This window comes from Pigmentibacter ruber (assembly GCF_009792895.1).
Taxonomy (GTDB): domain Bacteria; phylum Bdellovibrionota_B; class Oligoflexia; order Silvanigrellales; family Silvanigrellaceae; genus Silvanigrella; species Silvanigrella rubra.
In genome coordinates, this window is sequence record NZ_WSSC01000001.1 from 1,211,484 (window position 1) to 1,236,712 (window position 25,229).

Annotated in this window: 18 protein-coding genes; 14 read left to right on the plus strand and 4 right to left on the minus strand. The window is 31.3% G+C overall.

Features of this window, described 5'->3' with window-relative positions; genetic code table 11:
- Positions 1-131: 131 nt before the first annotated feature.
- From GOY08_RS05040 to smc, 3 genes are all read right to left on the minus strand, one after another.
- Positions 132-671 (minus strand): hypothetical protein, encoded by a 540-nt coding sequence (locus GOY08_RS05040; protein WP_158997735.1) that lies wholly within the window; start codon positions 669-671, stop codon positions 132-134.
- Between the two features lie 113 nt (positions 672-784).
- The gene (locus tag GOY08_RS05045; protein WP_158997736.1) at positions 785-1,798 is read right to left on the minus strand and encodes an NHL repeat-containing protein; all 1,014 of its coding nucleotides are present in this window, start codon (positions 1,796-1,798) and stop codon (positions 785-787) included.
- Between the two features lie 146 nt (positions 1,799-1,944).
- On the minus strand, positions 1,945-5,598 hold the full coding sequence (gene smc, locus GOY08_RS05050; protein WP_158997738.1) for a chromosome segregation protein SMC: 3,654 nt from the start codon (positions 5,596-5,598) through the stop codon (positions 1,945-1,947).
- 429 nt (positions 5,599-6,027) lie between these two features.
- On the opposite strand from smc, the gene GOY08_RS05055 reads away from it, so the two are divergent.
- The 11 genes from GOY08_RS05055 to GOY08_RS05105 all read left to right on the plus strand — a co-directional run bounded on the left by GOY08_RS05055 (position 6,028) and on the right by GOY08_RS05105 (position 22,146).
- On the plus strand, positions 6,028-6,738 hold the full coding sequence (locus tag GOY08_RS05055) for a pyridoxine 5'-phosphate synthase (RefSeq protein ID WP_158997740.1): 711 nt from the start codon (positions 6,028-6,030) through the stop codon (positions 6,736-6,738).
- A gap of 37 nt (positions 6,739-6,775) precedes the next feature.
- Positions 6,776-8,383, plus strand: coding sequence for a carboxyl transferase domain-containing protein (locus GOY08_RS05060; RefSeq protein ID WP_158997742.1), 1,608 nt, complete (start codon positions 6,776-6,778; stop codon positions 8,381-8,383).
- Between the two features lie 31 nt (positions 8,384-8,414).
- Positions 8,415-10,316 carry an acyclic terpene utilization AtuA family protein gene (locus GOY08_RS05065; protein ID WP_158997744.1) on the plus strand — a complete coding sequence of 634 codons (1,902 nt, stop codon included), beginning with the start codon at positions 8,415-8,417 and terminating at the stop codon, positions 10,314-10,316.
- Positions 10,313-11,137 (plus strand): enoyl-CoA hydratase-related protein, encoded by an 825-nt coding sequence (locus GOY08_RS05070; RefSeq protein ID WP_158997746.1) that lies wholly within the window; start codon positions 10,313-10,315, stop codon positions 11,135-11,137. Before GOY08_RS05065 ends, GOY08_RS05070 begins: the two co-directional genes overlap by 4 nt.
- On the plus strand, positions 11,134-13,158 hold the full coding sequence (locus GOY08_RS05075; RefSeq protein ID WP_158997748.1) for an acetyl/propionyl/methylcrotonyl-CoA carboxylase subunit alpha: 2,025 nt from the start codon (positions 11,134-11,136) through the stop codon (positions 13,156-13,158). Before GOY08_RS05070 ends, GOY08_RS05075 begins: the two co-directional genes overlap by 4 nt.
- 100 nt (positions 13,159-13,258) lie before the next feature.
- A complete protein-coding gene (locus GOY08_RS05080) occupies positions 13,259-14,410 on the plus strand; it encodes an acyl-CoA dehydrogenase family protein (protein ID WP_158997750.1) in 1,152 nt (383 codons plus the stop codon).
- A gap of 79 nt (positions 14,411-14,489) precedes the next feature.
- Positions 14,490-15,443, plus strand: coding sequence for a metallophosphoesterase (locus GOY08_RS05085; protein ID WP_158997752.1), 954 nt, complete (start codon positions 14,490-14,492; stop codon positions 15,441-15,443).
- A gap of 22 nt (positions 15,444-15,465) precedes the next feature.
- Positions 15,466-17,304, plus strand: a complete 1,839-nt coding sequence (locus GOY08_RS05090; protein WP_158997754.1) for a hypothetical protein — start codon at positions 15,466-15,468, stop codon at positions 17,302-17,304.
- An 81-nt stretch (positions 17,305-17,385) separates the two neighbouring features.
- Positions 17,386-19,452, plus strand: coding sequence for a PrkA family serine protein kinase (locus tag GOY08_RS05095; protein ID WP_158997756.1), 2,067 nt, complete (start codon positions 17,386-17,388; stop codon positions 19,450-19,452).
- 55 nt (positions 19,453-19,507) lie between these two features.
- On the plus strand, positions 19,508-20,611 hold the full coding sequence (locus GOY08_RS05100; RefSeq protein ID WP_158997758.1) for a DUF444 family protein: 1,104 nt from the start codon (positions 19,508-19,510) through the stop codon (positions 20,609-20,611).
- 8 nt (positions 20,612-20,619) lie between these two features.
- Complete coding sequence (locus GOY08_RS05105; protein WP_158998072.1) at positions 20,620-22,146, plus strand: SpoVR family protein; 1,527 nt, start codon at positions 20,620-20,622, stop codon at positions 22,144-22,146.
- Between the two features lie 2 nt (positions 22,147-22,148).
- Here the strand turns inward: GOY08_RS05105 and GOY08_RS05110 are convergent, their stop codons facing one another.
- Positions 22,149-22,538 carry a response regulator gene (locus GOY08_RS05110; protein ID WP_158997759.1) on the minus strand — a complete coding sequence of 130 codons (390 nt, stop codon included), beginning with the start codon at positions 22,536-22,538 and terminating at the stop codon, positions 22,149-22,151.
- Positions 22,539-22,711: 173 nt separating this feature from the next.
- Here GOY08_RS05110 and GOY08_RS05115 point away from each other — a divergent pair, with 173 nt between their 5' ends.
- The 3 genes from GOY08_RS05115 to GOY08_RS05125 all read left to right on the plus strand — a co-directional run bounded on the left by GOY08_RS05115 (position 22,712) and on the right by GOY08_RS05125 (position 25,221).
- Positions 22,712-23,842, plus strand: a complete 1,131-nt coding sequence (locus GOY08_RS05115; protein ID WP_158997761.1) for a substrate-binding domain-containing protein — start codon at positions 22,712-22,714, stop codon at positions 23,840-23,842.
- A 113-nt stretch (positions 23,843-23,955) separates the two neighbouring features.
- Positions 23,956-24,117 (plus strand): hypothetical protein, encoded by a 162-nt coding sequence (locus GOY08_RS05120; RefSeq protein WP_158997762.1) that lies wholly within the window; start codon positions 23,956-23,958, stop codon positions 24,115-24,117.
- Positions 24,118-24,252: 135 nt separating this feature from the next.
- Positions 24,253-25,221, plus strand: a complete 969-nt coding sequence (locus GOY08_RS05125) for a sterol desaturase family protein (protein WP_158997764.1) — start codon at positions 24,253-24,255, stop codon at positions 25,219-25,221.
- Positions 25,222-25,229 lie beyond the last annotated feature (8 nt).

Sequence of the window (25,229 nt, forward strand, 5' to 3'; positions counted from 1 at the left end):
TTTATCTATTTTTATTTAGTTTAAAATATTCATAAATATTCAAATTTATAGAATTAATATTAATGTAAATTTTAATTTTTTAATTAAATTTCGCTATAAATTTCTGCTGGAAAAAAATTGGAAAGTTAGGATTAAAAATTTTCTGAGTCATAATATAATTGGATATTTAGATCCATAATATGGCTCAAAGCTTCTCTCACAATCGTTTCCTTAACAGGTACAATCCTCAGCATTATATTAGGCTCATAAATCGCTTCATCTCTAATTATATCTAGTTCATAGTAGCCTTTTATGAGGTCTTTCTGATTGATCACTAAAGGAATCCAAGAAGAATATCTATTTTTAGCCGCTTGAATAAAACTGAAATCATTTCCGTAATTTTTAAGACACATTTCTTGTAGATTCATTATTCTTTGTGGTGCATTTAATTCTGTAACTTCTAAATAGCGAATCATCCATGTGTGATATCTTCCTAATCCTTTGTGTATAGTGTACTTTGATTGTTTATGAATTCCTTCTATTGAAACATAATTTTTATTTAAATCTTTTAACCATTTCCATTCTTTTTTGCTGTTCGCGCAATAAATATAGTAATTATTTTGTGAGTGAGCTTTATTAATTAAAAATATAGAATGAATGAAGCTAAAAGTAGCAATGATTTTTGAATACATCTTATTCCTGCATTTATTTAATGTTATTTTATTTTTTTAAAGAATTATTGTAAAAATGAAATTCTAAAATATAAAATTGAACCTATTCTAATTAAAAATTATTTTCAACTTTTTTAAGGAATTTTGTCAACAGAAAATGGGGTAGATATTCCTGAAGCTCCGCTATCAACACAATTCCCTAAAGTACCATTAGAGTTAACAGGGCATTTATATATAATATTGCTATTTGTGCTTGCAACATATGCATTTCCGTTTACAAATTGAATGTTTCCTCTTGGTGCATTTAAATTTGTAGCTCCGGAATTACTGCAAGTACCCAAAGTACCATCAGCATTTAATGGACACATAGCTATGATATTGCTTGATGTAGCACTAACATATGCAAAACTCCCATTAAAGGAAATAGAATGTGGCCAGTTAAAATTAAAAGAGAGATTAGTACAGTTGCCTAATCCACCGGTTGCTGAATTATAGTCGCATAAAAGAATGCTATTACCTAAAAAGTTAACTATATAAGCTTTTAAACCTTTGAAAGTAATATTTGTAGGATAATTAAGCAAACCACTGCTAATTCCTGAGTCATAACATGAAGCAAGAGAACCAGATGTTGCATTTGGGCAGATTTTTACAGCATTAGAGTTGGAGTCTATTACATAGGCTGAATTATTAAAAATTTTTAAACCTTCTGGTCCCACTAAATTAGCAGCTCCTGAATCAAAACAAGTATAAAAAGTACCTGTACTTGCAGTGTATGAGCAGATTGTGATTGCACCTACAGTACCAGTTACACTACCGTGACGAGTGATATAAGCATAATTATTAGAAAAGCCAACAGCATCTGCAGTTGAGCCACCATTTGGTTTTTGTGTATTTACACAATTCCCTAAATTCCCATTTGTATCCATAGCGCAAACACTTAAGGTAGCTGCAGCTCTATTTGTAATAACATAATATGGATTATGGCTATTTTTTATTGTTTGTGCAATATTGTCGTCTGAGTTTAAAATAGAATATGTGCTAACAACGTTTGAAGAACTTGCATTTGAATTTCCGCCTGATGATCCTTGTTTACCGCAAGAACAAATTAATAGAATAAAAATAAATATTGATAATTTATTAAAATACATAATTTCCTCGTTAGAAATCATAAAGTAAACATTATTTACTTCGGAAGAATCGGGATAGTTCTTTAGTTTATTTATAAATATTTTAAAAAAGTATAATGTATTTATTTTATTATAATAAGATTGACAGTTGGAGAATCGTAAACCGTTCAAGGATTAATAGATTGTTTTTCTGCTTCAGTAAGACTAACAGTTGCTCCTGAACGCACAGCTGTTTTCTGTTTTTTTCTGAGATGAGGAGGTACGTCGCTCAAGTCAACTGAAACAAGTTTGGAAACCCCTGGTTCACTCATAGAAATACCGTAAATTGTGTCCAAGACTTCCATAGTTCTACGATTGTGAGTAATAACAACAAATTGAAATTCGCCACTTAATGCTTCAAGAACTGCATTAAATCTACCTACATTGGCTTCATCAAGTGGAGCATCGACTTCATCAAGGAAACAAAAAGGAGCTGGAGTAGTTTTTAGTAAGCTAAAAATTAGCGAAATAGCTGTTAATGCTTTTTCTCCACCACTAAACAAACTCATATTTTGCATTTTTTTTCCTGGAAGGCGAACTAATATTTCTACTCCTGTATTCAATAAGTCGTCTTCTTTGAGCATATGTAACTCACCATAACCGTTTGGGAATAGAACTGGAAAGATTTTTTGAAACTCAACATTTACTTTATCAAAAATTTCTTTAAACCTATTTTTTGTATTTTCTTCAATTTCAGTAATTGACAAATAAAGCTCTTGCATAGATCTATCAATATCATCTTTTTGGGTAACAAGAAAATTTAAACGTTCAGAAACGTCTTTAAATTCTTCTAAAGCTCTTTCATTAACAGCACCAAGTTCAAGAATTGCTTGTTGTAGTTCTTTAATTCTATTTTCTAGAACAATTCTTTGATTTTGATCGCCACTTGCCTCTGAAGGAAGATCCTTTAATGTCAATGAAAATTTTTCACTGGCTTCTTTTACAGCAGTATCTATTATAGTTTCATATCTAGCTAATTCTAGCATTTTTTCATTGATAAATTTTTGTTTTGAGGCTGCATTATCTTTTTGTGACTTTAACTTACTTTCATAAACTCTTAACTCTTCTGTTACTTCACTTTCTTCTTGCAGTAAATATTCTAATTTATCTTCTAAAATTTTAACCTGCTTTTGATAATTTAATATTTCACTATTTAAGTTATCAAATTCATCTTCTCCATTAGAGATTGCTGATTCTAATTCATCAATCTGACGTATAAAAGAATCAACTTTCTGTTGCATTCTTTTTAACTGATAAACCATTTCATCATAATATTTTCTATTATTGGATTGTCTTTCAGTTATTACTGCTCTCTCAGATTTTTTATTTTGTAATTGAGTATTTATTTCATCTTTTATTTCTTTTTTTTCAGAAAATTCTATTTCGAAATCGTTTAAATTTTGTTGCAATATTTCTAATTCATTATCTAGTTTATCCATTTGATTTTGATTTTTTGCGAATGATTCCTTGGCTTCTGAAATTTCTAAATTTAATCTATTTCTTTCGTCAGCTAATCTTGAAATATTTTCTTCAATATGTCTCAATTGAAGATCAAAATTATCTAACTGATTAGATAATTTTAAAGATTCGACTTTTTCTTTTTCAAGGACACTTGCAAGTTCATTGAATCTAAATTCTATTTTTTTCTTATTTTCATTTAATGAATATAATGTACCCTCAGCAGAAGCTAGCTGTTCTTGAATTTTTTCTTTTAAAATTAAAGATTCAGAATATTCTCTTCTTCTTTGCAAAATGCCTTGAGAGGCTCCCTCTTTTATAATTCCACAAGAAAAACCTTGTACTCCATTAGAAATAGATCCTCTTTCCGTAATAAAAATGAAATGTTGGTTATTATTAGCAATTTTTTTTGCCTTTAATAAAAGCCATTCATCTTGGCATATAAAAATTCTTTCAAAAATTCTTTTTGCTGCTGGAACTTTATAGTTCTCTAATCTATCACCAACACATCTAACTCCACTGATGTTTAATATATTTTGTTTATCAATTTCTTCACTCTGATTGAGAGGGTAAATAAGATCTTTAACCAATAAATTTACTTTTGAAATTGAATATTCTTCTACTTTATCTATAATTTCAATTAAATCATCTGTATTTTCAAGAATTGCTGATTGAAAAAGAAATGGCATATAATTCTCTAAAATAGATTCATCTTCTTTATGTAAAGAAACTGAATCAAATAAATATCCTGATATTTTAGAGCTTAATTTTTCTTTTAATGATAGGAGACCGTCAGATAATCCATTATCAGACTCAACTAGATCTTTTAAAATATTTACTTTACTTGTTACTTCTAAATGATTTTGCTTTATAATTTCACGTTCTTTATTTGCAATATCAAAATTAGACTTAACTTTCTCTAACTCTATTTCCAATGAGTTTCTATTTGATACAACTTCATCTAATCCAATAGATAATTTACTCAAATTTTCTGCTATAGCTCTTCTGTCTGCTGCTAGTTGCCCTTTTGCTTCAGAAGAAGAAAGATGATTTTCTGTAACTTTTTGAATTTGATTATTATACTTACTTATTGTATCTAAGAGGCTTTCATTTCTGGCTCTTAATGAATTTTTGCTTGATTCAATTGCTCTTATTTCTGAACGAATTTCATCACCACGCATTCGCTCTACTTGAATATTTTCATCAATTTCTTCTAATTTTTCTTCCAAATTTTCTTTTTCAAGATCAATTTTATGTAGTTGTGAACTTAAAGTTTCTATTTCTAGCATTATTGAAGATTGTTTTTCTTCTTCTTTCTTTAAATTAGTTTGTTCATCAATTAGTTCTTTTTTTATTTTATCTTTTTGCAATATTCTTTCATCATGTCTTTTTTTGTAATTTTCGCGTCTTTCTTCATATTTTGTAAGGGCAATTTTTTGATCATCTAAAGTATTTTCAGTTGATTTAATTTGTTGAGTTAATTCTAGTTGATTTGTTTTAAGATCGTTTGCAACAATTTCCCACTCACTTGCTTCAACTGTTGCTTGTTGAATTTCTGATGATCTACTGTCAATTTCTTTTTTAACTTTACTTGCAATTCCTCGATAAAAACCAACATGGTTTTTAATAAGTTCAATTTCTTTATCTTTTAATTCAGTAGTGTATTTCAATTTCAGGGATGCTTTTTCAACTTGCTCGGAAAGAGATTCTTTTTGTCTAACAAGCTCACCTTCAATTTCTGCTAAATTTTTCATTCTCTCTTGAGTCGATTGAAGTCTTTTTTCTGCTTCTTTTCTTCTCACTTTAAACATTGTTATTCCAGCTGTTTCTTCTAATATTTCTCTTAGATCTTCAGGAGAAGCTTGGATTATTCTATCACGTTTATCTTGTTGAATAATTGCATAACTTTTTGATCCAAGGCCAATAGAAAGTAAGAAATCAACAATATCTTTTAATCTACAAGGTTCTCTGTTCATGAAATATTCACGTTCACCGCTGCGATTTATTCTTCTGCCAATCGAAATCTCAGGTAAGTGCATATACTCTGCAGGGCAATGTAAGCCATCATTTGCAAAAATTAAAGTCACTTCTGCTAAGCTAAGGGGTTTTCGATCTTGTGATCCTGAAAATATGATGTCTGTTGGATCATCTGCACGCAAACTCTTTGCGGTCTGTTCACCCATTACCCACCGCACAGCATCGATGATATTTGATTTGCCAGAACCATTTGGCCCAATGACACCGGTAATTCCATCATGATATTGAATATTAACTCTATCAGCAAAACTTTTGAAGCCAGATATATGTATCGATTTAAGTTTCATGTTATCCTTATAGATTTTAATGATCTACAAAAGTTAAATTTTTTGTCTAAAAAAATAGCAAAAAATGAAAATCAGTCTCTAAAATAGAAAGATTTGCAACGATTGATCAAGAAAGATCAGCTATTGATAATCTAAAATTCAAATTTTACAAACTAATTTCAACTATCTCTAAATTACATCATCCATCACATTTTACAAATGTTTGAAATTTGGACTTATTTTTGGTTTTGGAGAGGAAGCATAAAAAGAGATATGAAAGGTTATTCTGCTCTTTTGTTTATTTATAGCACAATATTTTAATATACAATTGATATTATTTACTAAAATTTTAAAAAACACAGTTGTAAATTTGCATCAACATCTATTTTAAGTGTAATAAATTTAAGTCTGATTATTTAAATGTTTCTAATAGGGAAGGGGAATCTTTCAATGGCAACTCTAGGAGTTAATATAGATCACGTCGCTACTCTGCGCCAACAAAGAGGTACAAAATATCCAGATCCTGTTGAGGCCGCTTTCATTGTTCAAAATGCAGGTGCAGATCAGTTAACTGTTCATCTACGTGAAGATAGGAGGCATATCCAAGAGCGGGATATAAAGTTATTGAAAGAAATATTACAAATCCCTTTGAACCTAGAAATTGGAAATACGCATGAAATGATAGATTTTGCCTGTTGTATAAAACCTTTTATGGTAACATTAGTTCCTGAAAAAAGGGAAGAAAAGACAACAGAAGGTGGTCTTAATTTAGAGGAATATTTTGATCAATTGAAAGAGTCTATTAATTTATTACAGAAAAATGAAATTCCAGTTAGTTTATTTATTGAGCCTAATTTAAGAGATATTACATTAGCAAAAAATCTTGGTGTGGAAATGATTGAAATTCATACTGGAAAATATGCTGATAGCGATGGAAGAGAAAAACAAAAAGAATTTGAAAAAATAGTAACTGCAACAAAATTTGCTTTAGATAATAAAATACAGGTTCATGCAGGGCATGGTTTAAATTATCAGAATGCATACCAAATTGCGCAAATTAAAGGCATTTCTGATTTAAATATTGGCCACAGTATTATTGCATATGCATTGTTTGTTGGACTAGAAAAAGCTGTCAGAGAAATGAAGAAATTAATATCTTAAGAGTTAAAAGGGCTAGCTAAATTAAATAGGAATAAAAATGACTTTTATTAAAAGCCAAATATCGTTAGTTTCAGAAGACTATAAGCAAAATTTTAAACAAAATATGCTTTTATGTGAAAAACTATCTGAATTGCAAAATATGATAAAATTAGGCGGGGGAGAAAAAGCAAGGGAGCGACATCAAAGTCAAGAGAAAATGTTTGTTAGAGATAGAGTAGCTGCAATTTGTGATCCAGGTTCACCTTTTTTAGAGACTGGTTTACTTGCAGCACACGATGTATATGAGGATTCTGTTCCTGGTGCTGGAATAGTAACAGGCATAGGAAAAATTTCTGGCAAAATGTGTATGATTATTGCAAATGATGCGACAGTGAAAGGCGGAACTTATTATCCTTTGACTGTAAAAAAGCACTTGCGAGCACAAGAAATAGCATTAGAAAATAAACTTCCTTGTGTTTATTTAGTTGATAGTGGTGGAGCTTTTTTACCATTACAAGCAGAAGTTTTTCCAGATAAAGAACATTTTGGTAGAATATTTTACAATCAAGCAATGATGAGTTCATTAGGTATTCCTCAAATTGCTGCAGTTATGGGCTCATGTACTGCAGGAGGTGCATACGTACCTGCAATGAGTGATCAAACTATTATTGTAAATAAGACGGGTACAATCTTTCTAGGAGGCCCACCTTTAGTGAAGGCAGCTACAGGAGAAGACGTAACAGCAGAGTTTTTGGGTGGTGCAAAAGTTCATACAGAAATGAGTGGTGTTGCAGATCATTTTGCTGAAAATGATGAGCATGCAATTTCAATAATTAAAAATATAGTCTGTAATTTAAGTAATAAAAAACAAGCTAATATTTCTTTAAAATCTGCTGAAGATCCATTTTATGATCCAAATGAAATATTAGGAATATGGCCGAAAGATTTAAGACGTCAGATTAATATTAAAGAAATAATTGCAAGAATAGTTGATGGTAGCCGTTTCTTTGAGTTTAAAGAAAAATATGCAACAACTATTGTTACAGGATTTGCACATATCGAAGGAATTCCTTGTGGTATAATTGCAAATAATGGAGTTTTATTTAGTGAAAGTGCTTTAAAAGTAACGCATTTTATAGAATTATGTACAAAAGATAAGATTCCAATTGTATTTTTGCAAAATATTACAGGATTTATGGTAGGTTCACAATACGAAAGATCTGGTATTGCAAAAGATGGAGCGAAGATGGTGCATGCAGTTGCAACTGCTAAGGTACCAAAAATTACTTTTTTATTTGGTGGATCTTATGGTGCAGGAAATTACGGAATGTGTGGTAGAGCATATTCGCCTAGATTTCTATGGTCATGGCCGACAAGTCGTATTTCTGTAATGGGTGGAGAACAAGCCGCACAAGTTATGGTGACAGTTAAAAGAGAACAGCTAGCTAGAGAGAATAAAACTTTTTCAACTGATCAAGTAGAAGAAATTTCTGAGCCAATTAGAACAAAATATGAAAAAGAAGGGCATCCTTATTTTGCATCCGCACGTTTGTGGGATGATGGTGTTGTTGATTTACGTTTAACTCGTTCAGTTCTTGCTGCAAGTTTAGCTACCACATTAAATGCTCCTATTGAAGATACTCAAACTGGCGTATTTAGAATGTAATTATTTAAATTATTTCTTTGGAGTTTTGCTTATGTCAAAAAAAGAATTTATAAGAATTGCTAACGCTGGTGGATATTGGGGTGATGATCCTTATGCTTTACGCAGGCAAGTATTTGGGGAATTAAAATTAGATTATATTTCCATTGATTTTCTTGCTGAAATCACAATGAGTATTTTACAAAAACAAAGATCAAAAGATCCTCAAGCTGGATATGCAAAAGATTTTATAATAGCTTTGGAGCCTTTATTAGAGGAATGTTTAAGTAGAAAAATAAAAATTATAACAAATGCTGGTGGGGTGAATCCAAAAGCTTGTGCAGAAGCATTATTTAATTTAGCACGAAAAAAAAATATAAATTTAAAAGTTTCTGTCATTGATGGAGATGACATTTTAAGTGCTATTCCAAATTTAAGAAACTCTGGTGTGGAGTTTAAAAATATGGAAACAGGAGAAATGTTTAATAATTATGCTGATAAAGTTTTATGTGCAAATGTATACTTTGGTGCTTTGCCAGTTGCTGAAGCTTTAAAAAGTGAACCAGATATTGTTCTTTGCGGTAGAGTAACAGACACTGGTATTACTTTGGGAGCTATGATGCATGAATTTAAATGGAAAGTTTCAGATTATGATAAACTTGCTCATGGTATTGTAGCAGGACATATTATTGAATGTGGAGCACAAGCATCTGGTGGTAATTTCACAGATTGGCAAAAAGTCCCAAGCTTCATCGATATTGGATTTCCTATAGTTGAATGTTATGAGGATGGCTCATTTTACGTAACAAAACACCCTAATACAGGTGGTTACATTAGCTGCCAAACAATTCGTGAGCAATTATTATATGAAATGGGGTCACCTCAAAGTTATATTACTCCAGATGTTATAGCAGATTTTTCTTCTATACAAATTGCAACAAATTCTCCTGAAAGAGTTAAAGTAACAGGAATTAAAGGTAGAAAACCAACAGATTTATTAAAAGTAAGTATAGCATATGAAGAAGGTTATAAATGCTCAGGTTCAATAATAATATCTGGGCCAGATGTCCGAGCAAAAGCAGAGATGTTTGCGCGGGTATTCTGGCTTAGATTAGAAAGTGAATTGAAAAAAGCTGGTTTTGGTTCAACTGTTGATTTTAAAAATACTGAATATGTTGGAGACGATAGCACACATAAAGGTATGTTAAAAAAACATGATGCTATTGAAATATTATTAAGACTTACTGTAAGAGATCATAATAAAGACAAATTAAATATATTTAGAAAGCTTCTTCCTAGCTTGATTTTAAGTGGTCCTGCAGGTGTTGCAGTAACAGGAGGTGCTCCAACAATTTCTGATATAGTAAGTTATTGGCCTGCTTTAATTCCACAAGAATGTGCATTACCAAATATTAGAACTTACGAACAAAAGAAAAATGATGAGAAATCTGTTCAAATACAAGAAGTTTTACAATTGGAATGGCCTGTTACAAAAGGTTCTGCTGAAATAGAAAATCCTCCACATGATCCATGGAGTCCAAGCTTAGTGAGTATCATGGCGACTTCCAGACCTATAAAAGTTTGTTTAATGGAAATAGCACATGCTAGAAGTGGTGATAAAGGTGACACAGTAAATATTGGATTGATTGGCAGAAGCCCTGAATGTTACGTTTGGTTACGAGAGAACATTACAGCAGAAAAAGTAAATGATTGGTTTCATAGTTTGTGTAAAGGCAACGTAACAAGGTATCTAGTTCCCAATCTTTGGGCTTTAAATTTTTTACTAGAACAATCATTAGGTGGTGGTGGAACAAAAAGTTTACAAATCGATGCCCAAGGCAAAACATTTAGCCAAGCCTTATTAAGATGCGAGGTAGATATCCCTGAAGCCTTACTTGCAACTATTCAACCAGAAAACAGATCTTGTGCTGGTGAACTTGTAAGAAGGAACGCATGATGGAAGATATTTTTTATATAGGGAATTCTATTAAAGTAATAAATGGGCGTTATGGTGTCAAAAAGTTAAGATTAAATCGACCTGAAATTAGAAATGCTTTTAATGAAAACATGATTAATGAAATTATTCATGTGTTAGAAGAATTAGAAAATATTAAAAACATTGATGATATGCGTTTACTTACTATTGAAGGTGAAGGTAAGGTATTTTGCGCTGGAGCCGACTTAAATTATATGCGCTCTTTAGCTGATAAAAGTAAAGAAGATAATTTTATTGATGCTAAAAATCTTGCAAAAATGTTCTATCAATTAGTAAATTTTCCAACTCCTGTCATAAGCATAGTTCACGGTGCTGCAATTGGTGGGGGATTTGGTTTAGTGGCATGTTCTGATTATGTAATTGCAACTGAAGACACAGTTTTTGCAACATCTGAAGTTTTACTTGGTATTGTTCCAGGTGTTATTAGTCCTTATATCATTAGAAAAATAGGTGTTGCTTTTGCTTCACCTATTTTACTTTCAGGGCAAAAACAAACTGCTACAGAATGTCTTAAAATTGGATTAATTAATAAAGTAACAAAAAAAGATAATTTAGAGACAGAAACGCAAGAACAATTATATCATTTTCTTCAAGCAGCTCCAAATGCAACAAGAATTACTAAAGAATTAATAAAAAATAGTTACCCTTTACCTAATCAAGCACAAATTGATTTTACCATTGAAAAAATTGCAACTGCAAGGGCAAGTACTGAAGGAAAAGCTGGGTTATCCGCATTTTTTGAGAAAAAAAGTCCTTCTTGGTGTGATGGGATGCAAAAATGAAAAAACTAGTTATTGCAAATAGAGGTGAAATTGCTAGAAGAATTTATAGAGCTGCAAAGCAAAGAAATTATATAGTAGCAGTTATTAGTACGCAAGAAGACTCTGATTCACTAATTTGTAAAGAAGCAGATACTATTCTGTTTGTTTCAAGTTTTTTGAACGCAACAGAAATTGTAAATGCAGCTAAAAAATGGGGGGCAAATTTATTGCATCCAGGCTATGGATTTTTATCTGAAAATTCAAAGTTTGCTGAACAAGTAGAAAATGCAGGAATTTCATTTGTAGGTCCTACTCCCCAAAATATGTTTGCAATGGGTAGTAAAGAGTCAGCTAAAAATATGGCAAAAAAATGTGGTGTTCCTACACTAAACGCATTATTATCAGAAGACTTAAATAAAATATCTCCAGCTGAATGGCAGAAAGAATTAAAGAACAGAAATATTTTTTCTCCTTTTTTGGTTAAAGCAAGTGGTGGAGGTGGCGGTCGTGGAATGCGAATTGTTGATGATGTTCATGAACTGCCAAATGCTATAAAAAGAGCTTCTGAAGAAGCAAAAGCTGCATTTAATGACGGGACTGTCTTTATTGAACGTTACTTAACAGCACCAAGACATATTGAAATACAAGTTTTTGGAGATGGGAAAGGTGGGGGAGTTTTTTTTGGTGAAAGAGAATGTTCTTTACAAAGAAGGCATCAGAAAGTAATTGAAGAAGCACCATCATCACATATCAGTAGAGAACTCCGAGAAAAAATGGGAAGAGCTTCTTTGTCCCTTGTTAAAGAAACAAAATATCGTGGAGCAGGAACTTTAGAATTTTTACTTGATGAAAATTCTAATTTTTATTTTTTAGAAATGAATACTCGTTTGCAAGTTGAGCATCCAGTTACAGAAAATGCTTATCAAATAGATCTTGTTCAAGCTCAATTTGATTTAGCTGAAGGTTGTTGGCCCGAACAATTTCCTAGTCCTGATGAATTTCATTTGCTCGAACCTAAACAAGTTTCGATTGAAGCGCGAATTTTGGCTGAAGATCCTCGTAATCAATTTTTACCAACACCAGGTAAAATTCACTTGTATATTGAACCCAATGCTCCTGGTGTTCGAGTTGATTCTGGTGTGATTGAAGGAGCAAGAATCAATTCAAATTATGATTCTATGATATCAAAGTTGATTGTTACAGCTCCCAATAGAGCTTTAGCTGTTGAAAAAATATCTATCGCGCTTGAAAATTATGTTATTTTAGGTTGCACTACAAATATACCTTTTTTACAAAATATTGTTCGACATCCTGATTTTTTGGTAGGGAATGAATCAACACATTGGATTGCTAATGAGTTAGAAATTTTAAATCAAAAAATAATTCCGAAAAATTTCATAGATCTTTTGACTTCAAAAAAATTTAGAGAATTATTAGTAAATTCTTTGCATGCTGAAATTAATCAATCAAAAATAAATATTACTTTTAATAATCAAGCAAAAAGCTTACCAAATATAAAAGCGTTAACAACAGAGAATGATTTTAACAATTTTAAAATTATGAGAGAATCTGAAAAAGATAAATTTTATCTTGTTGGTAATTCTATTGATTCTTTGCTTTCTTCAATAACTGAAGTTAAAAATTCATATTCTTTCAATTTAAGAAATCTAATATTTAGCTCAAATTATACTACACAAAATAGAATACCATTTTATGCAAAAAGACTTACTTCTGAATATATTCAAATTAATATCTTCGGTGAATATTTAAATATTAAATGTCCCTATTATGAGCTTAGTATCGTTAATAAAAATCAAACGGGGAGTGGCGAAATTTGCGCTCCTATGGCAGGTAAAGTAATTGAGGTTCTTATCAAAGAAGGACAACTGGTGGAAGCTGGTCAAGTTCTTTTTATTGTTGAGTCTATGAAGATGCAATTGGAAGTAAAGTCTTCAGGAAATGGTAAAGTAACAAATGTTTTAGTTGAACAGGGGAAAATTTTATCAGGAACAGATATTATGGCTGTGATAGCATTAGACTAACTATAAGCTGTTTCATTTTTGGATTTTCGTTTATTATCATGAAAACATCAAAAGACCATTTTTGAACTCATTCCAATTTTAGTTGAAGGAAACCTAAATTATGACAACCTATCATAACAATGCACAAGAGATTCGAGAAGTTATACAGACTGTTAGAGCTTTTGCTGCAAAAGAGCTAGCTCCTTATGCAGATGAACTAGATAGAGAAGAAAGACTTGCTCCTGGTATTTTTAGGCGATTAGGAGAATTAGGAATTTTGGGATTGACTTGTCCTGAAGAATTTGGCGGAGCAAAGTTAGGTGCTGTTTCCGTAGTCGCTGTTATGGAGGAACTTAGTTATGCATGTCCTGGGACGTGCTTAAGTTATCTAGCTCATTCTCTCCTATTTGTTCATAATCTTGCTCAGAATGGATCTCCCGAACAACTTGTGCGTTATCTCCCTAGCTGTATTTCTGGTGAAATGATTGGCGGTATGGCTATGACAGAGCCTGGCGCTGGTTCAGATGCAATTGGTTTGCAAACAAGAGCAGTCAAAAAAGATGATCATTATGTATTAAATGGTTCTAAAATGTTTATTACAAATGGTCCAATAGCAGATGTTTTTCTAGTTTATGCAAGAACTGGTGATGATCGGATGGGTCTTTCAACTTTTATAGTTGAACGTGGTTTTCCAGGTTTTTCAGTTGGAAAGAAACTATCTAAAATGGGAATGCGTGCAAGCCCTACAGGTGAATTGGTTTTTAAAGATTGTTTAGTTCCGGCTGAAAATTTAGTTGGAGAAGAAGGATCTTCAGTAAAGCATATGATGAAGAATTTGGATATAGAGAGAGTAGGACTTGGTGCTATGTCTCTAGGGATAGCAAGGGCTTGTTTGGATCACTCCCTAAAGTATGCACAAGAGCGTCAACAATTTTCGGAAAATATTATCAACTTTCAGGCAATTAGTGAGAAAATAGCAAATATGTATATAGGCTATCGAGCTGCTAGAGCATTCATGTATGAAGCAGCTCAAGTGATAGAAGAAGGTAGAAGGGCAAATCAAGAAGCCGCTGCTGCTAAGGTATTTGCTTCAGAAATGGCTACTAAAGTTGCCTTAGATGCTATTCAGGTATTAGGTGGCTATGGGTATATTCGTGAATTTCCTGTTGAGAGGCTTATGCGTGATGCGAAGTTATTAGAAATTGGTGGAGGAACTAGCGAAATTTTACGAAACATTATTGTTAAAGAATTTGTTCGTAAAAGTGGCAAATAAGCATTTTTTAAATTCGTTCTTGTGTTGAAAGTTTTTTTGCAAATGCCTACAATCTACTAATCGGAGTAGATTAAAATGAATGTTGAGTTCATTTAATTTGGGAGTATATGATTTGCAGGATAGTTCAAATAACTTAATTATAAAAAGTTTAGCCCCTTCATCAGATAGGCTTCCACTTTTTATTGTAGGCGATGTGCATGGTTGCGCTCGCGAGCTTTTTGAACTTATCGAAGCCGCCAAAAAGCATATCTCTAAATTTCAACTTATTCTTGTAGGTGATTTGTTTACCAAGGGACCAGATCCGGTTGGAATTTATGAAATTATTCAAGAGTATGGAGCCCTATGTATCAAAGGGAATCATGATTGGGCTTTATGGTCAACTATCCAGCAAGCTCAAAAAAGAAGTTTTCACACTTTAGCAGAACATACAAAACAAACGTTACATTTAATTCGTTATCACAAAAGAGCCATTTTTGATCTATTATGTTCTTTGCCGCATGCTTATGTATCAACGGTAGTTTCTCAATTAAAACGCAATGAATGGGAAAGAGAATATCCTCTAATTATTGTGCATGCAGGCCTTGATTCTACAAAAGGTTTGTTAGGTTCTTCTGAAAGAATGTTATTAACCGCTCGTTACGTTAAATGGGATACAAAAGGAAATGAAAAAAAATTAACGGTTGTTCCTGCTGGTTACCGTTCAGAAGTATTAAATCAAAATTCACAAAATCAAAAATCAGCTATAAGTATAGATAAAGAAAAAGAGCGTTTTCGTTGGCATGAGCTTCATCAGGGGCCTGCATTAATTGTTTTTGGTCATGATGCTAAACAAGGTCTTTTTCGTAAGACTCTGCCTTCTGGTAGACCTATCTGTGTTGGAATAGATACAGGTTGTACATATGGTAACAGTTTGACTGGTTATTTTCCTGAAATTGATCTTGCAGTACAGGTTAGGGCTCAAAGGAAATATTTTGATATTAAAAAAAATATTATTCTACTCAAACCTCATCAATCAAAATTAGTTACGGTTTGAATGAAAATAGAATGGATTCTTTATGAATAATGTTGTTTCAGAATCACAAAATAATGTAACAAATAACATACCTAATATTTATCTAGGAAGTGAACTTTTTCTTGATTTATTATTAAAACAATCTGTAAAAATAAATTATGTTACTATTAGAACATATTGTAATGGAGCTTGGCATCAACTTTCAGGCAAAGACTTTTGCTCGCATGTTGGAAGAGCGGTCGAATATTGGAATAATTTATTGCCTATTGAAACTAGAGAATATGGACAAAGCGTTATTTTAATAGGTAGAAATACCTATAACTCATTTGTGGCAATGTTTGGGGCTATTTTAGCTGGACTTGATGTCATGTGTGCCCCTTCGCAAATGTCAAAAAGCGATTTAAAATGGTGTTTAAATTATTTCAAAGGTATTGTAATAGCGTCAGATATTGATGAATTAACTCCGCAATTAAACGGTTTTTCAGTTCCAGTGCTAAATATTTCTTCTGCAGCTTGGATGCCACAAGATAAACATCCTGAACCAAAAATTCTTTCAATCTACAGAGAGTATAAAATTAAGAAACACGAAAGTAACCAAGAGTATTCTCAAGGAGAGATTGACTTAAAAATTCAAAAAACTCCTCAATCAATAATTCCAGAAGATTCGCCTTGGAGAAATGTAAAACCAGGGCGTTTTTCTTTTGTTTCTTTTGGACATGATGGTTTCCAAAAACCTGAAACTTTGTTGCCAGATGCATTGGTAACAACAGCACAAAATTTTATTATTCATGCTGAATTTCCAAAACAAATATTTTGGAAAAGTATGGAATTGATGATGCCTAGTAATCCTTTTGCACATTTAAGTCGTTTTTGCGCAATGTTAAAAAATGGAATTATTGGTTTTCCTAATCCTAGCACAGATTGGGAAACTAATTTAAGAATTTTAAGGCCGAGTTATCTTTTTGGCAGTTCAGGTGAATTGGAGCAACTTTGTTCCTTTATTGATCTTGTAACAAAACGCTCTAATCATCTCCCAAGATTTCAGGTAAGTGAAAAAATAGATAAAATTCAAAATCTATTATCATCTAATAGAGCTATGAAAATTCCTGAGGGAATTTTTGATTTATTAAAATCTTCTCTCCGAAAAACTTCTAGAATTATTTCGGGACATTCTTTTTTAAAAGAAGCAGTCGAGGATTTGCGTTTTGTTGTGCACGGACTAGCTTCTGCACAAGAAACTTATGTAAAGACCTTAGAAAAATTAGGAATACCTGTTATAGAATCATATGGAACTACGCATGCAGCTGGAATGTTATCAAGCAATCTTTACCATGCTGCACATTTTAAAGTAATAGGAACACCTTTACCGCATGTAAATTTTCGTTTGGCTGCGCATTCTACGTTAGAATACAGACTGTCTAGTGCTGTTTTTGAAAATGCAGGAAAGTGGGAAGAAACTGGTGATGTTGCACAAATGACTCCATTTGGATTTATTATCACTGGTAGAAAAAAGCATTTATTTGTAACTTTAGGAGGAACTGTTGTTTCACCAGTCAGATTGGAACAATTATTAAAAGAAGATGATATTATTTCTGATGCTTGTGTTATTGGTGACAAAATGCCATATCTATCTGCGTTGATTGTTTTGAATCATAACGCTCTGGCTGATTATCGTGCAACACCAGAGAAAATAAAAGATCACGTGCAATCAATTGTTAATAAAGTTAATGAGTCTTTGCCTAGAAATGTAACATTAAAAAAGTTTTATATATTAGAAAAACCTTTTACTGAAGCTAGTGGTGAAAAGTTAACAAATGGAGAAATAAACCGTCTAAAAATACAGGAAACAAGAGCTACTTTAATTAAATCTTTGTATCAATAATTCACGACTAGTTAAGTTTGCGACCGACTTTTTTTTGAGATAATCTACTTTTAATTAGTTCCCTCATGCATCGGAGGTCTCATGCAACTGCATACTGAAAAAGTGTTCGAGCTTGTTAAGGAAGTTTATAGTCCATCTCTATTTAATGAGTTAAATTGGACTGGCAGTTATTCTGATTATGTTGCGATGGTAGAGAAAAATCCTAAACTCTGCAGAACAGCATTTCAACGGATTTATGATTTAATAATGCATTTTGGTTCTTATGAATATGTTGAACATAAAAAGAAACTAATACATTATAAGTTTTTTGATGATCCATTGAATAATGGGAAAGACGCAGTTTTTGGCCTTGATGTCCATATTGCTAAACTAGTTAATTTTTTTAAAGCCGCCTCGTTACGTTATGGTCCAGAAAAAAGAGTTTTACTTTTGCATGGTCCTGTTGGGAGTGCTAAGTCAACAATAGCAAGATTATTAAAAAAAGGTGTTGAGTGGTATTCGCATCAGAGTGATGGCTCTTTGTATTCTTATGAATGGATAAACCTTCATGATAAATTAAAAATGGAAGATGTAATGCCATGCCCAATTCATGAAGAACCATTACATTTAATTCCAGAAGAAGCTCGCATAAAAGTATTAAGTTTATTAAATAAAGGAAAACATTTTCAAGAAAGAATTCATATTGAAGGTAGTTTGTGTCCTGCTTGTCGTTATGTTTATAATGATTTAATGAAACAATATAACGGCGATTGGGAAAAAATTGCAAAAAATCATATCAATGTGAAACGTCTATTACTATCGGAAAAAGATAGAATCGGAATTGGAACTTTTCAACCTAAAGATGAAAAAAATCAAGATTCAACAGAGTTAACAGGGGATCTAAATTATCGGAAAATTGCTGAATACGGTTCAGATTCCGATCCACGTGCCTTTAACTTTGATGGTGAATTTAATATTGCAAACAGAGGTATTGTAGAATTTGTTGAAATGTTAAAGCTTGATGTAGCGTTTCTTTATGATTTGTTAGGTGCCTCTCAAGAGCATAAAATTAAACCAAAAAAGTTCGCACAAACTGACATTGATGAAGTTATTATTGGACATACAAACGAACCAGAATATCGTAAACTGCAAAATAATGAATTTATGGAAGCTTTACGAGATCGTACAGTGAAAATAGATGTTCCTTATATAACTAAACTAAAAGAAGAAGTTAAAATTTATAAAAAGGATTTTAATCCTGAAACCGTTCCACATATTCATATAGCTCCACATACAATTGAAACTGCTGCTATGTGGGGTATTTTAACTAGACTTGAAGAGCCCAAAAAAGCTAACTTAACAGTTATGCAAAAAATGAAATTATATGATGGTAAAACTCTTTCTGGTTATACAGAAGATAATATAAAAGAATTGAGAAAAGATGCATTAAGAGAAGGTTTAGACGGAATCTCTCCTCGCTATATTCAAGACAAACTTTCTAATTCTCTTGTTGAAGATAGAGGTAATGGTTGTATCAATCCATTTATTGTTTTGAATGAATTAGAAGGTGGATTAAAAAATCATAGTCTAATACGAGATGAAGAAACAAAGAAAAGATACCGTGAACTTCTTGCAGTAGTTAAACAAGAATATGAAGATATAGTAAAAAATGAAGTTCAAAGAGCGATATCTGCTGATGAAGAAGCAATTGCTAAACTTTGTGGAAACTATATTGATAATGTTAAAGCGTATACGCAGAAAGAAAGAGTGCGCAATAAATACACAGGTATGAGTGAAGAACCTGATGAAAGATTGATGCGGAGTATTGAAGAAAAAATAGATATTCCTGAAAGTCGAAAAGATGATTTTAGAAGAGAAATAATGAATTACATTGGCGCTTTGGCTTTAGAAGGAAAAATCTTTGATTACAAAACAAATGAAAGGCTGCATAAAGCTCTTGAATTAAAATTATTTGAAGATCAGAAAGATACAATTAAATTAACAAGTTTAGTTAGCAATGTCGTTGATAAAGAAACGCAAGCGAAAATTGACGTTGTTAAAAACAGATTAATTAAAAATTATGGATATTGTGATATTTGTTCAACAGATGCGCTCCATTTTGTAGCAAGTATTTTTGCTCGTGGTGATGTGAAAAGAAATTTAAATTAACAGTTTCTTTTCATTACCATTATTCTTTTTCGTATTGAAAGTGGAGAGCAATTATATGAAAATGGAAACCGATGTTAACCGTTTTAGAAAAATTGTAAGAGGAAAAATCAAGGATAATTTAAAACGGTTTATCTCTTCTGGCGAGCTGATAGGTCGACAGGGAAATAAACAGGTTTCAATTCCATTGCCTCGAATAGATTTGCCAAGGTTTGAATTTGGTGGGAATCAACAAAGAGGTGTTGGGCAAGGTGATGGAGAACCTGGTGATCCTGTAGGTCAAGGGCAACAACAACCAGGAGAAGGCGAAGCTGGGCAAAATCCAGGTGAGCATAGTATGGAAGTTGATGTGAGCCTTGATGAACTTGCAGGAATTTTAGGAGAAGAATTGGGTCTCCCTAGGATCGAGGACAAAGGGAAAAAGAATATTTCTCAGAAAAAATATAAATATCAAGGTGTATTAAGAAATGGACCAGAAAGTTTAAGAAACTTCAAGCGTACTTACAAAGAAGCTTTGAAAAGACAAATAAGTATTGGTGATTACACAAACGATAAGCCTATTGTTATTCCTATCAAAGAAGATAAAAGATACAGAAGTTTTAGAATTGAAGAAAAGCCTGAGGCAAGTGCAGCTATTATTTATATGATGGATGTCTCTGGTTCGATGGGAGATGAACAAAAAGAAATAGTGCGATTAACTTCTTTTTGGCTAAATGCATGGTTAAAACATAACTACGACAATTTAGATACACGCTTTATTATTCACGATGCTATTGCAAGAGAAGTTGATGAACATACGTTTTATCATACAAAAGAATCGGGTGGTACTTTAATAAGTAGTGCCTATAAACTTTGTGAAAAAATTATCGCAGATAATTATCCCGCATCAGAATGGAATATATATTTATTCCATTTTTCAGATGGAGATAATTGGAGTGGAAATGATACTAATGAATGTATGAATCTTTTAGATAATATTTTATTACCTTCTAGTAATTTGTTTGCTTATGGGCAGGTTGAAAGTAGATATGGCAGCGGACAATTTTTAAAAGATTTGGAAAAACATTATGGCGAACAAAACGAGAAAGTCATAATGCATCAGATCAAAGATAGAGATGGGATTATGAACGCATTACGTGCTTTTTTAGGAAAGGGTAAGTAATTATGGTAATGGATCCGCGTCTCACAAGTGAACTTACTCCAGAATTGAGAGATATTGTAAATGAAATTGAAAGCCATGCTAGAAATTTAGGTCTGGATTTTTTTCCAACTATATTTGAGATGGTTGATTATCAACAAATGAGTGAAATAGCAGCTTATGGAGGGTTTCCAACAAGATATCCTCACTGGCGCTTTGGGATGGAGTATGAAAGAATAGCAAAAAGTTATGAATATGGACTTTCATTAATTTATGAAATGGTTATTAATAATGATCCTTGCTATGCATATTTACTCAGAAGTAATTCGCTTGTGGATCAAAAGACAGTTATTGCCCATGTCTATGGGCATTGTGATTTTTTTAAAAACAATTATTGTTTTTCGCATACTAACAGAAAAATGCTTGATGAAATGGCTAATCATGGTAGTAGAGTGAGAAGATATATTGAAGAAGTTGGACATGATGAAGTTGAAAATTTTATAGATATTTGTTTATCATTAGAAAATTTAATTGATCAACATGGACCCCATATTCGTAGGGAAAATAGACCTAAAGAAAAAGATAATTATGATGAGAGTTTAATTTCTCCTGACAAGTTACCAGTACCAAAGCTCCCATCTCTACGAGGATATATGGAAGGATATATTAATCCTGATAGTTACGTTAAGGAACAACAAGCAAAAGTTATTCAAGAAAAAGAAAAAGAAAAAAAATTTCCAGAAAGCCCTATTCGTGATGTGTTAAAATTCTTATTGGACTATGCTCCTTTGAATTCTTGGCAGCGAGATGTTTTATCTATTGTAAGGGAAGAAGCTTATTATTTTGCTCCGCAAGGTCAAACAAAAATAATGAATGAAGGTTGGGCAGTATATTGGCATTCAAAAATATTGACTCAATTAGTCTTAAAAGATTCTGAAGTCATCGATTATTGCGATCATTATGCTGGTGTTGTTCAGATGTCAGGTCAAAGATTGAACCCATATAAATTGGGTGTAGAGCTTATGCGCCACATTGAAAAAAGATGGAATAACGGTCAATATGGGTTAGATTATATCCTTTGTGATGATCCTCAAATTAGAAAAAATTGGAATAAAAATACTAATAAAGGAATGGAAAAATTATTTGAAGTTAGAAAATTTCATAATGATATAACATTTCTTGATGAATTTCTTGATGAAGATTTCTGTGAAGAAGCAAGATTGTTTACATGGGTACAAGATAGACGATCTGGACAAGCAATTATTCATGATAGAGATTTTAAAACGATAAAAAGAGATTTACTCGATGCAATGACGAATTTTGGTCAGCCTATTATTGATGTTGCCGATGGAAATTTTCGAAATCGTGGTGAATTATTATTAAGACATAAGCATCAAGGAAAAGACTTAAAAATTGATTGGGCTGTAGAAACCTTGAAAAATATTTTTAAGATTTGGAATAGACCCGTTAATATAGCAACAATTATAGAATCAGAAAATAAAATCATTCATTATGATGGCTCAGAGCCTAGAATAGAAAAAGGGGTTAATTTAGATTAATTTTAAAATTGCTGAAATGGCTCATTTATAAGTTTTAAAATTTTCTCTTTAAAATCGTCATTTTTAAACGGTTTAATAATATAACCATCAGCCTTTAAGCTCATTCCTTGCAAAATATATTTCTTTTCTTTTATTGAAGTAAAGAAAACAATTTTAAAACGCCTTTTTTGAAATCTATCTTTTAAGCTATGCATAACCATAAAACCATTTTTATCTGGCATATAGATATCAAGTAAGACTAATGCTACGTCGTGAATATGTGCTAAAATTTGTGATATTAAGTCTTCAGAATTGTAACAGCAGACAACTTTTAAATCTAAAGACTCTAATATTTTTTTTGTAATCAAATGAATTTCTTCTGTATCATCAAGGATTATAACAACTTTTTGCATATTTTCACCATTATGAATAATATGTTGATTATATCGGAAAGAAAGGACTATTAGAATGGGTTGAAATATTTTTGACTATATTTAAAATTATGAATAAAAATTGACACTAAAATAATAATAATTAAATTACTATTATAAATTATATATTGAGAAATTAACTTAAAGTTTACACTATGAATTTTTGTAAAAAACAAAATACAATTGTTTCATTCTTAAAGATAAAAATAATATTTCTTTTATTTTTAGTCATAACTATATGGCAAAATAACTGTCTTGCAGGACATAAAATTAAATTAGGATTAATGACTTTAAGACAACAAGATGATGCTTTTTTTTCTCTTCTTGTTGATTTTACAAGAGCCGCTTGTGAAAATCTAGATATGGATTTGTATACAATTTATGGGAATAATAGTACCTCTTATATTTCAGAAAACATTGATTCTATTTTAGAAAAAAATAAAATTGATGCTATGATGATTCTTAATTATCAGGATAAAATTAATGAAATTGCCGAAAAATTAGAGAGTAATAAAATCCCTTTTTTTGTCTATAATTCTGGTTTTGGATTTAATAATAAAAAATTTTTAAAAAGTAAGTATAAATTTTTTTTAGGAGAAATGTTACCTACTGATGAATATGCAGGTTATTTTCTTGGAAAAACTTTAATTGATAATAGTCAACCAAATGGAAAAGGTGAATATCATTTGATATCTCTAGCAGGAGCAGTTGCTGATGAAGCTTCTATAAAAAGAATAACTGGTTTAAATAATTTTATTAAACAATCAAAGAAAAAAATAATAATCGATAAAATATTTTATCTAAATTGGCAAAGAGATGAAGCGGCAAAAATTATGAAAAATGAAGTATCTAAAATGAATCATCTTTCTGCTATTTGGGCAGCGAGTGATGAACTTGCATTAGGTGCTCTTGAAAGTCTTGATACGAAAGCAAAAAGTATTTTAATTGGTGGAATTGATTGGAGTTTTGAAGGGGTAAAGGCAGTATCTGAAAATAAACTATTTGCTACTGTGGGAGGACATTTCATGGATGGGGCATGGATTTCTGTGCTATTACATGACTACTTTCATGGAATAGATATTTTCGATGGAAATAATAACTTTTTGAATTCGTGGATGTCTCTAATAAGAAAGAATAATTCTGACAAGTACTTAAACTTTTATAATAATAGAAAAAAGTGGAAAAAAATAGACTTCAAAAAATTATCAAAAGTCTACAACTCTAGATTAAAACATTATGATTTTTCAGAGAAAAATATTCTTCCTTTAATTTTCCCAAAGGATTGATTTAATAGCATAATATTATTGATGAACATAATGACTATACAAATTTAAAAAGAAACTAATTGTAAAGAAAGTTTGCTTAACGCCGATATTTTATCAAATGGAGGGATTTATTTATGAGCATGAATCCAAAAGACGAAAAAATTAAAAGTGAAAAATACAAACGTGATGGTGCAAAATACGTTTGTACGAAATGTAAAACAAAACATTTTTCAAGAGAAGATGTTGAAAAATGTTACGACAGTCATCCAGCATCACAAGAAAGAATTGTGAAATAGCATTCCATTACTAAAAAAAAAAAATTTTAGTACAGTTCTATTCTAAAATTCAAATTTATTTGACAAAAATTAAACTAATTATTATAAATTAAACTTAACTTATGTCCCTTTAAAATTTAATAAGCAGGTTTATTTATGGTAGAAAAATATTTACAAATGTTTTCAGTATTATCTTATGTCATGTTTTTTTCTTTAATTTTATTAGAGTTTATTGTCTCTAAATATAAGGCTAATAACGATTATGAATTAAAAGATACAGTATTTAATATTGGCACAGGTCTCTTTTATCTTACTATTCCATTAGCACTTAATGCAGCGTTAACAATATTTTTATATGACTTTTTTTCAAAATTTGCTCTATTTGAAATGCCTGGGGTATGGAGTGCATTAATAAAAGGTGAGCATTTATATTTATGGGCATTTGTATTATTAATTTTGATGGATGATTTTTCTTATTATTGGTTCCACAGAATATCGCATGTATGTAGATTTTTATGGTGTATTCATGAAGTGCATCATTCATCAAAAAAATATAATCTAACAGTTTTTTTAAGAGCCTCATTTATTGATTATGTACCTCAAGGTTTATTTTACATTCCTTTATTTATTATTGGTTTTAAGCTTGAAGATATTTTCTTTCAGATGGCGATAAATTTTACATATCAATTTTGGTTGCATACAAAATACACTGGAAAAATAAAATATTTTGATGAAATATTTAATACACCTAGTCATCATCGTGTTCATCATGCAAAAAATATTGGTTACTTAGATAAAAACTACGGTGGTATATTTATCATTTGGGATAAAATGTTTAAAACTTTTGCAAAAGAAGAAGAAAAAGTTGAATATGGAGTTTTACATGATTTAAATACTGACAATGTTTTTGCCTTAAATTTTGTTACATTTAGAGACATGTTTAAAGCTTCTTTTAGAGCAAAGGGTTTAACAAATAAATTTCTTTACTTGCTTAAAGCACCTGGATGGAGTCATGATGGCTCTTCTAAAACTACAAAAGAAATCCAAGAAGAGTATTTTAGCAAATCTAAGTTAATGGAAGATAATCAGAAAAAATATATTCAGAAAAAGGTCTCTGCGGTTTAATTTATGAA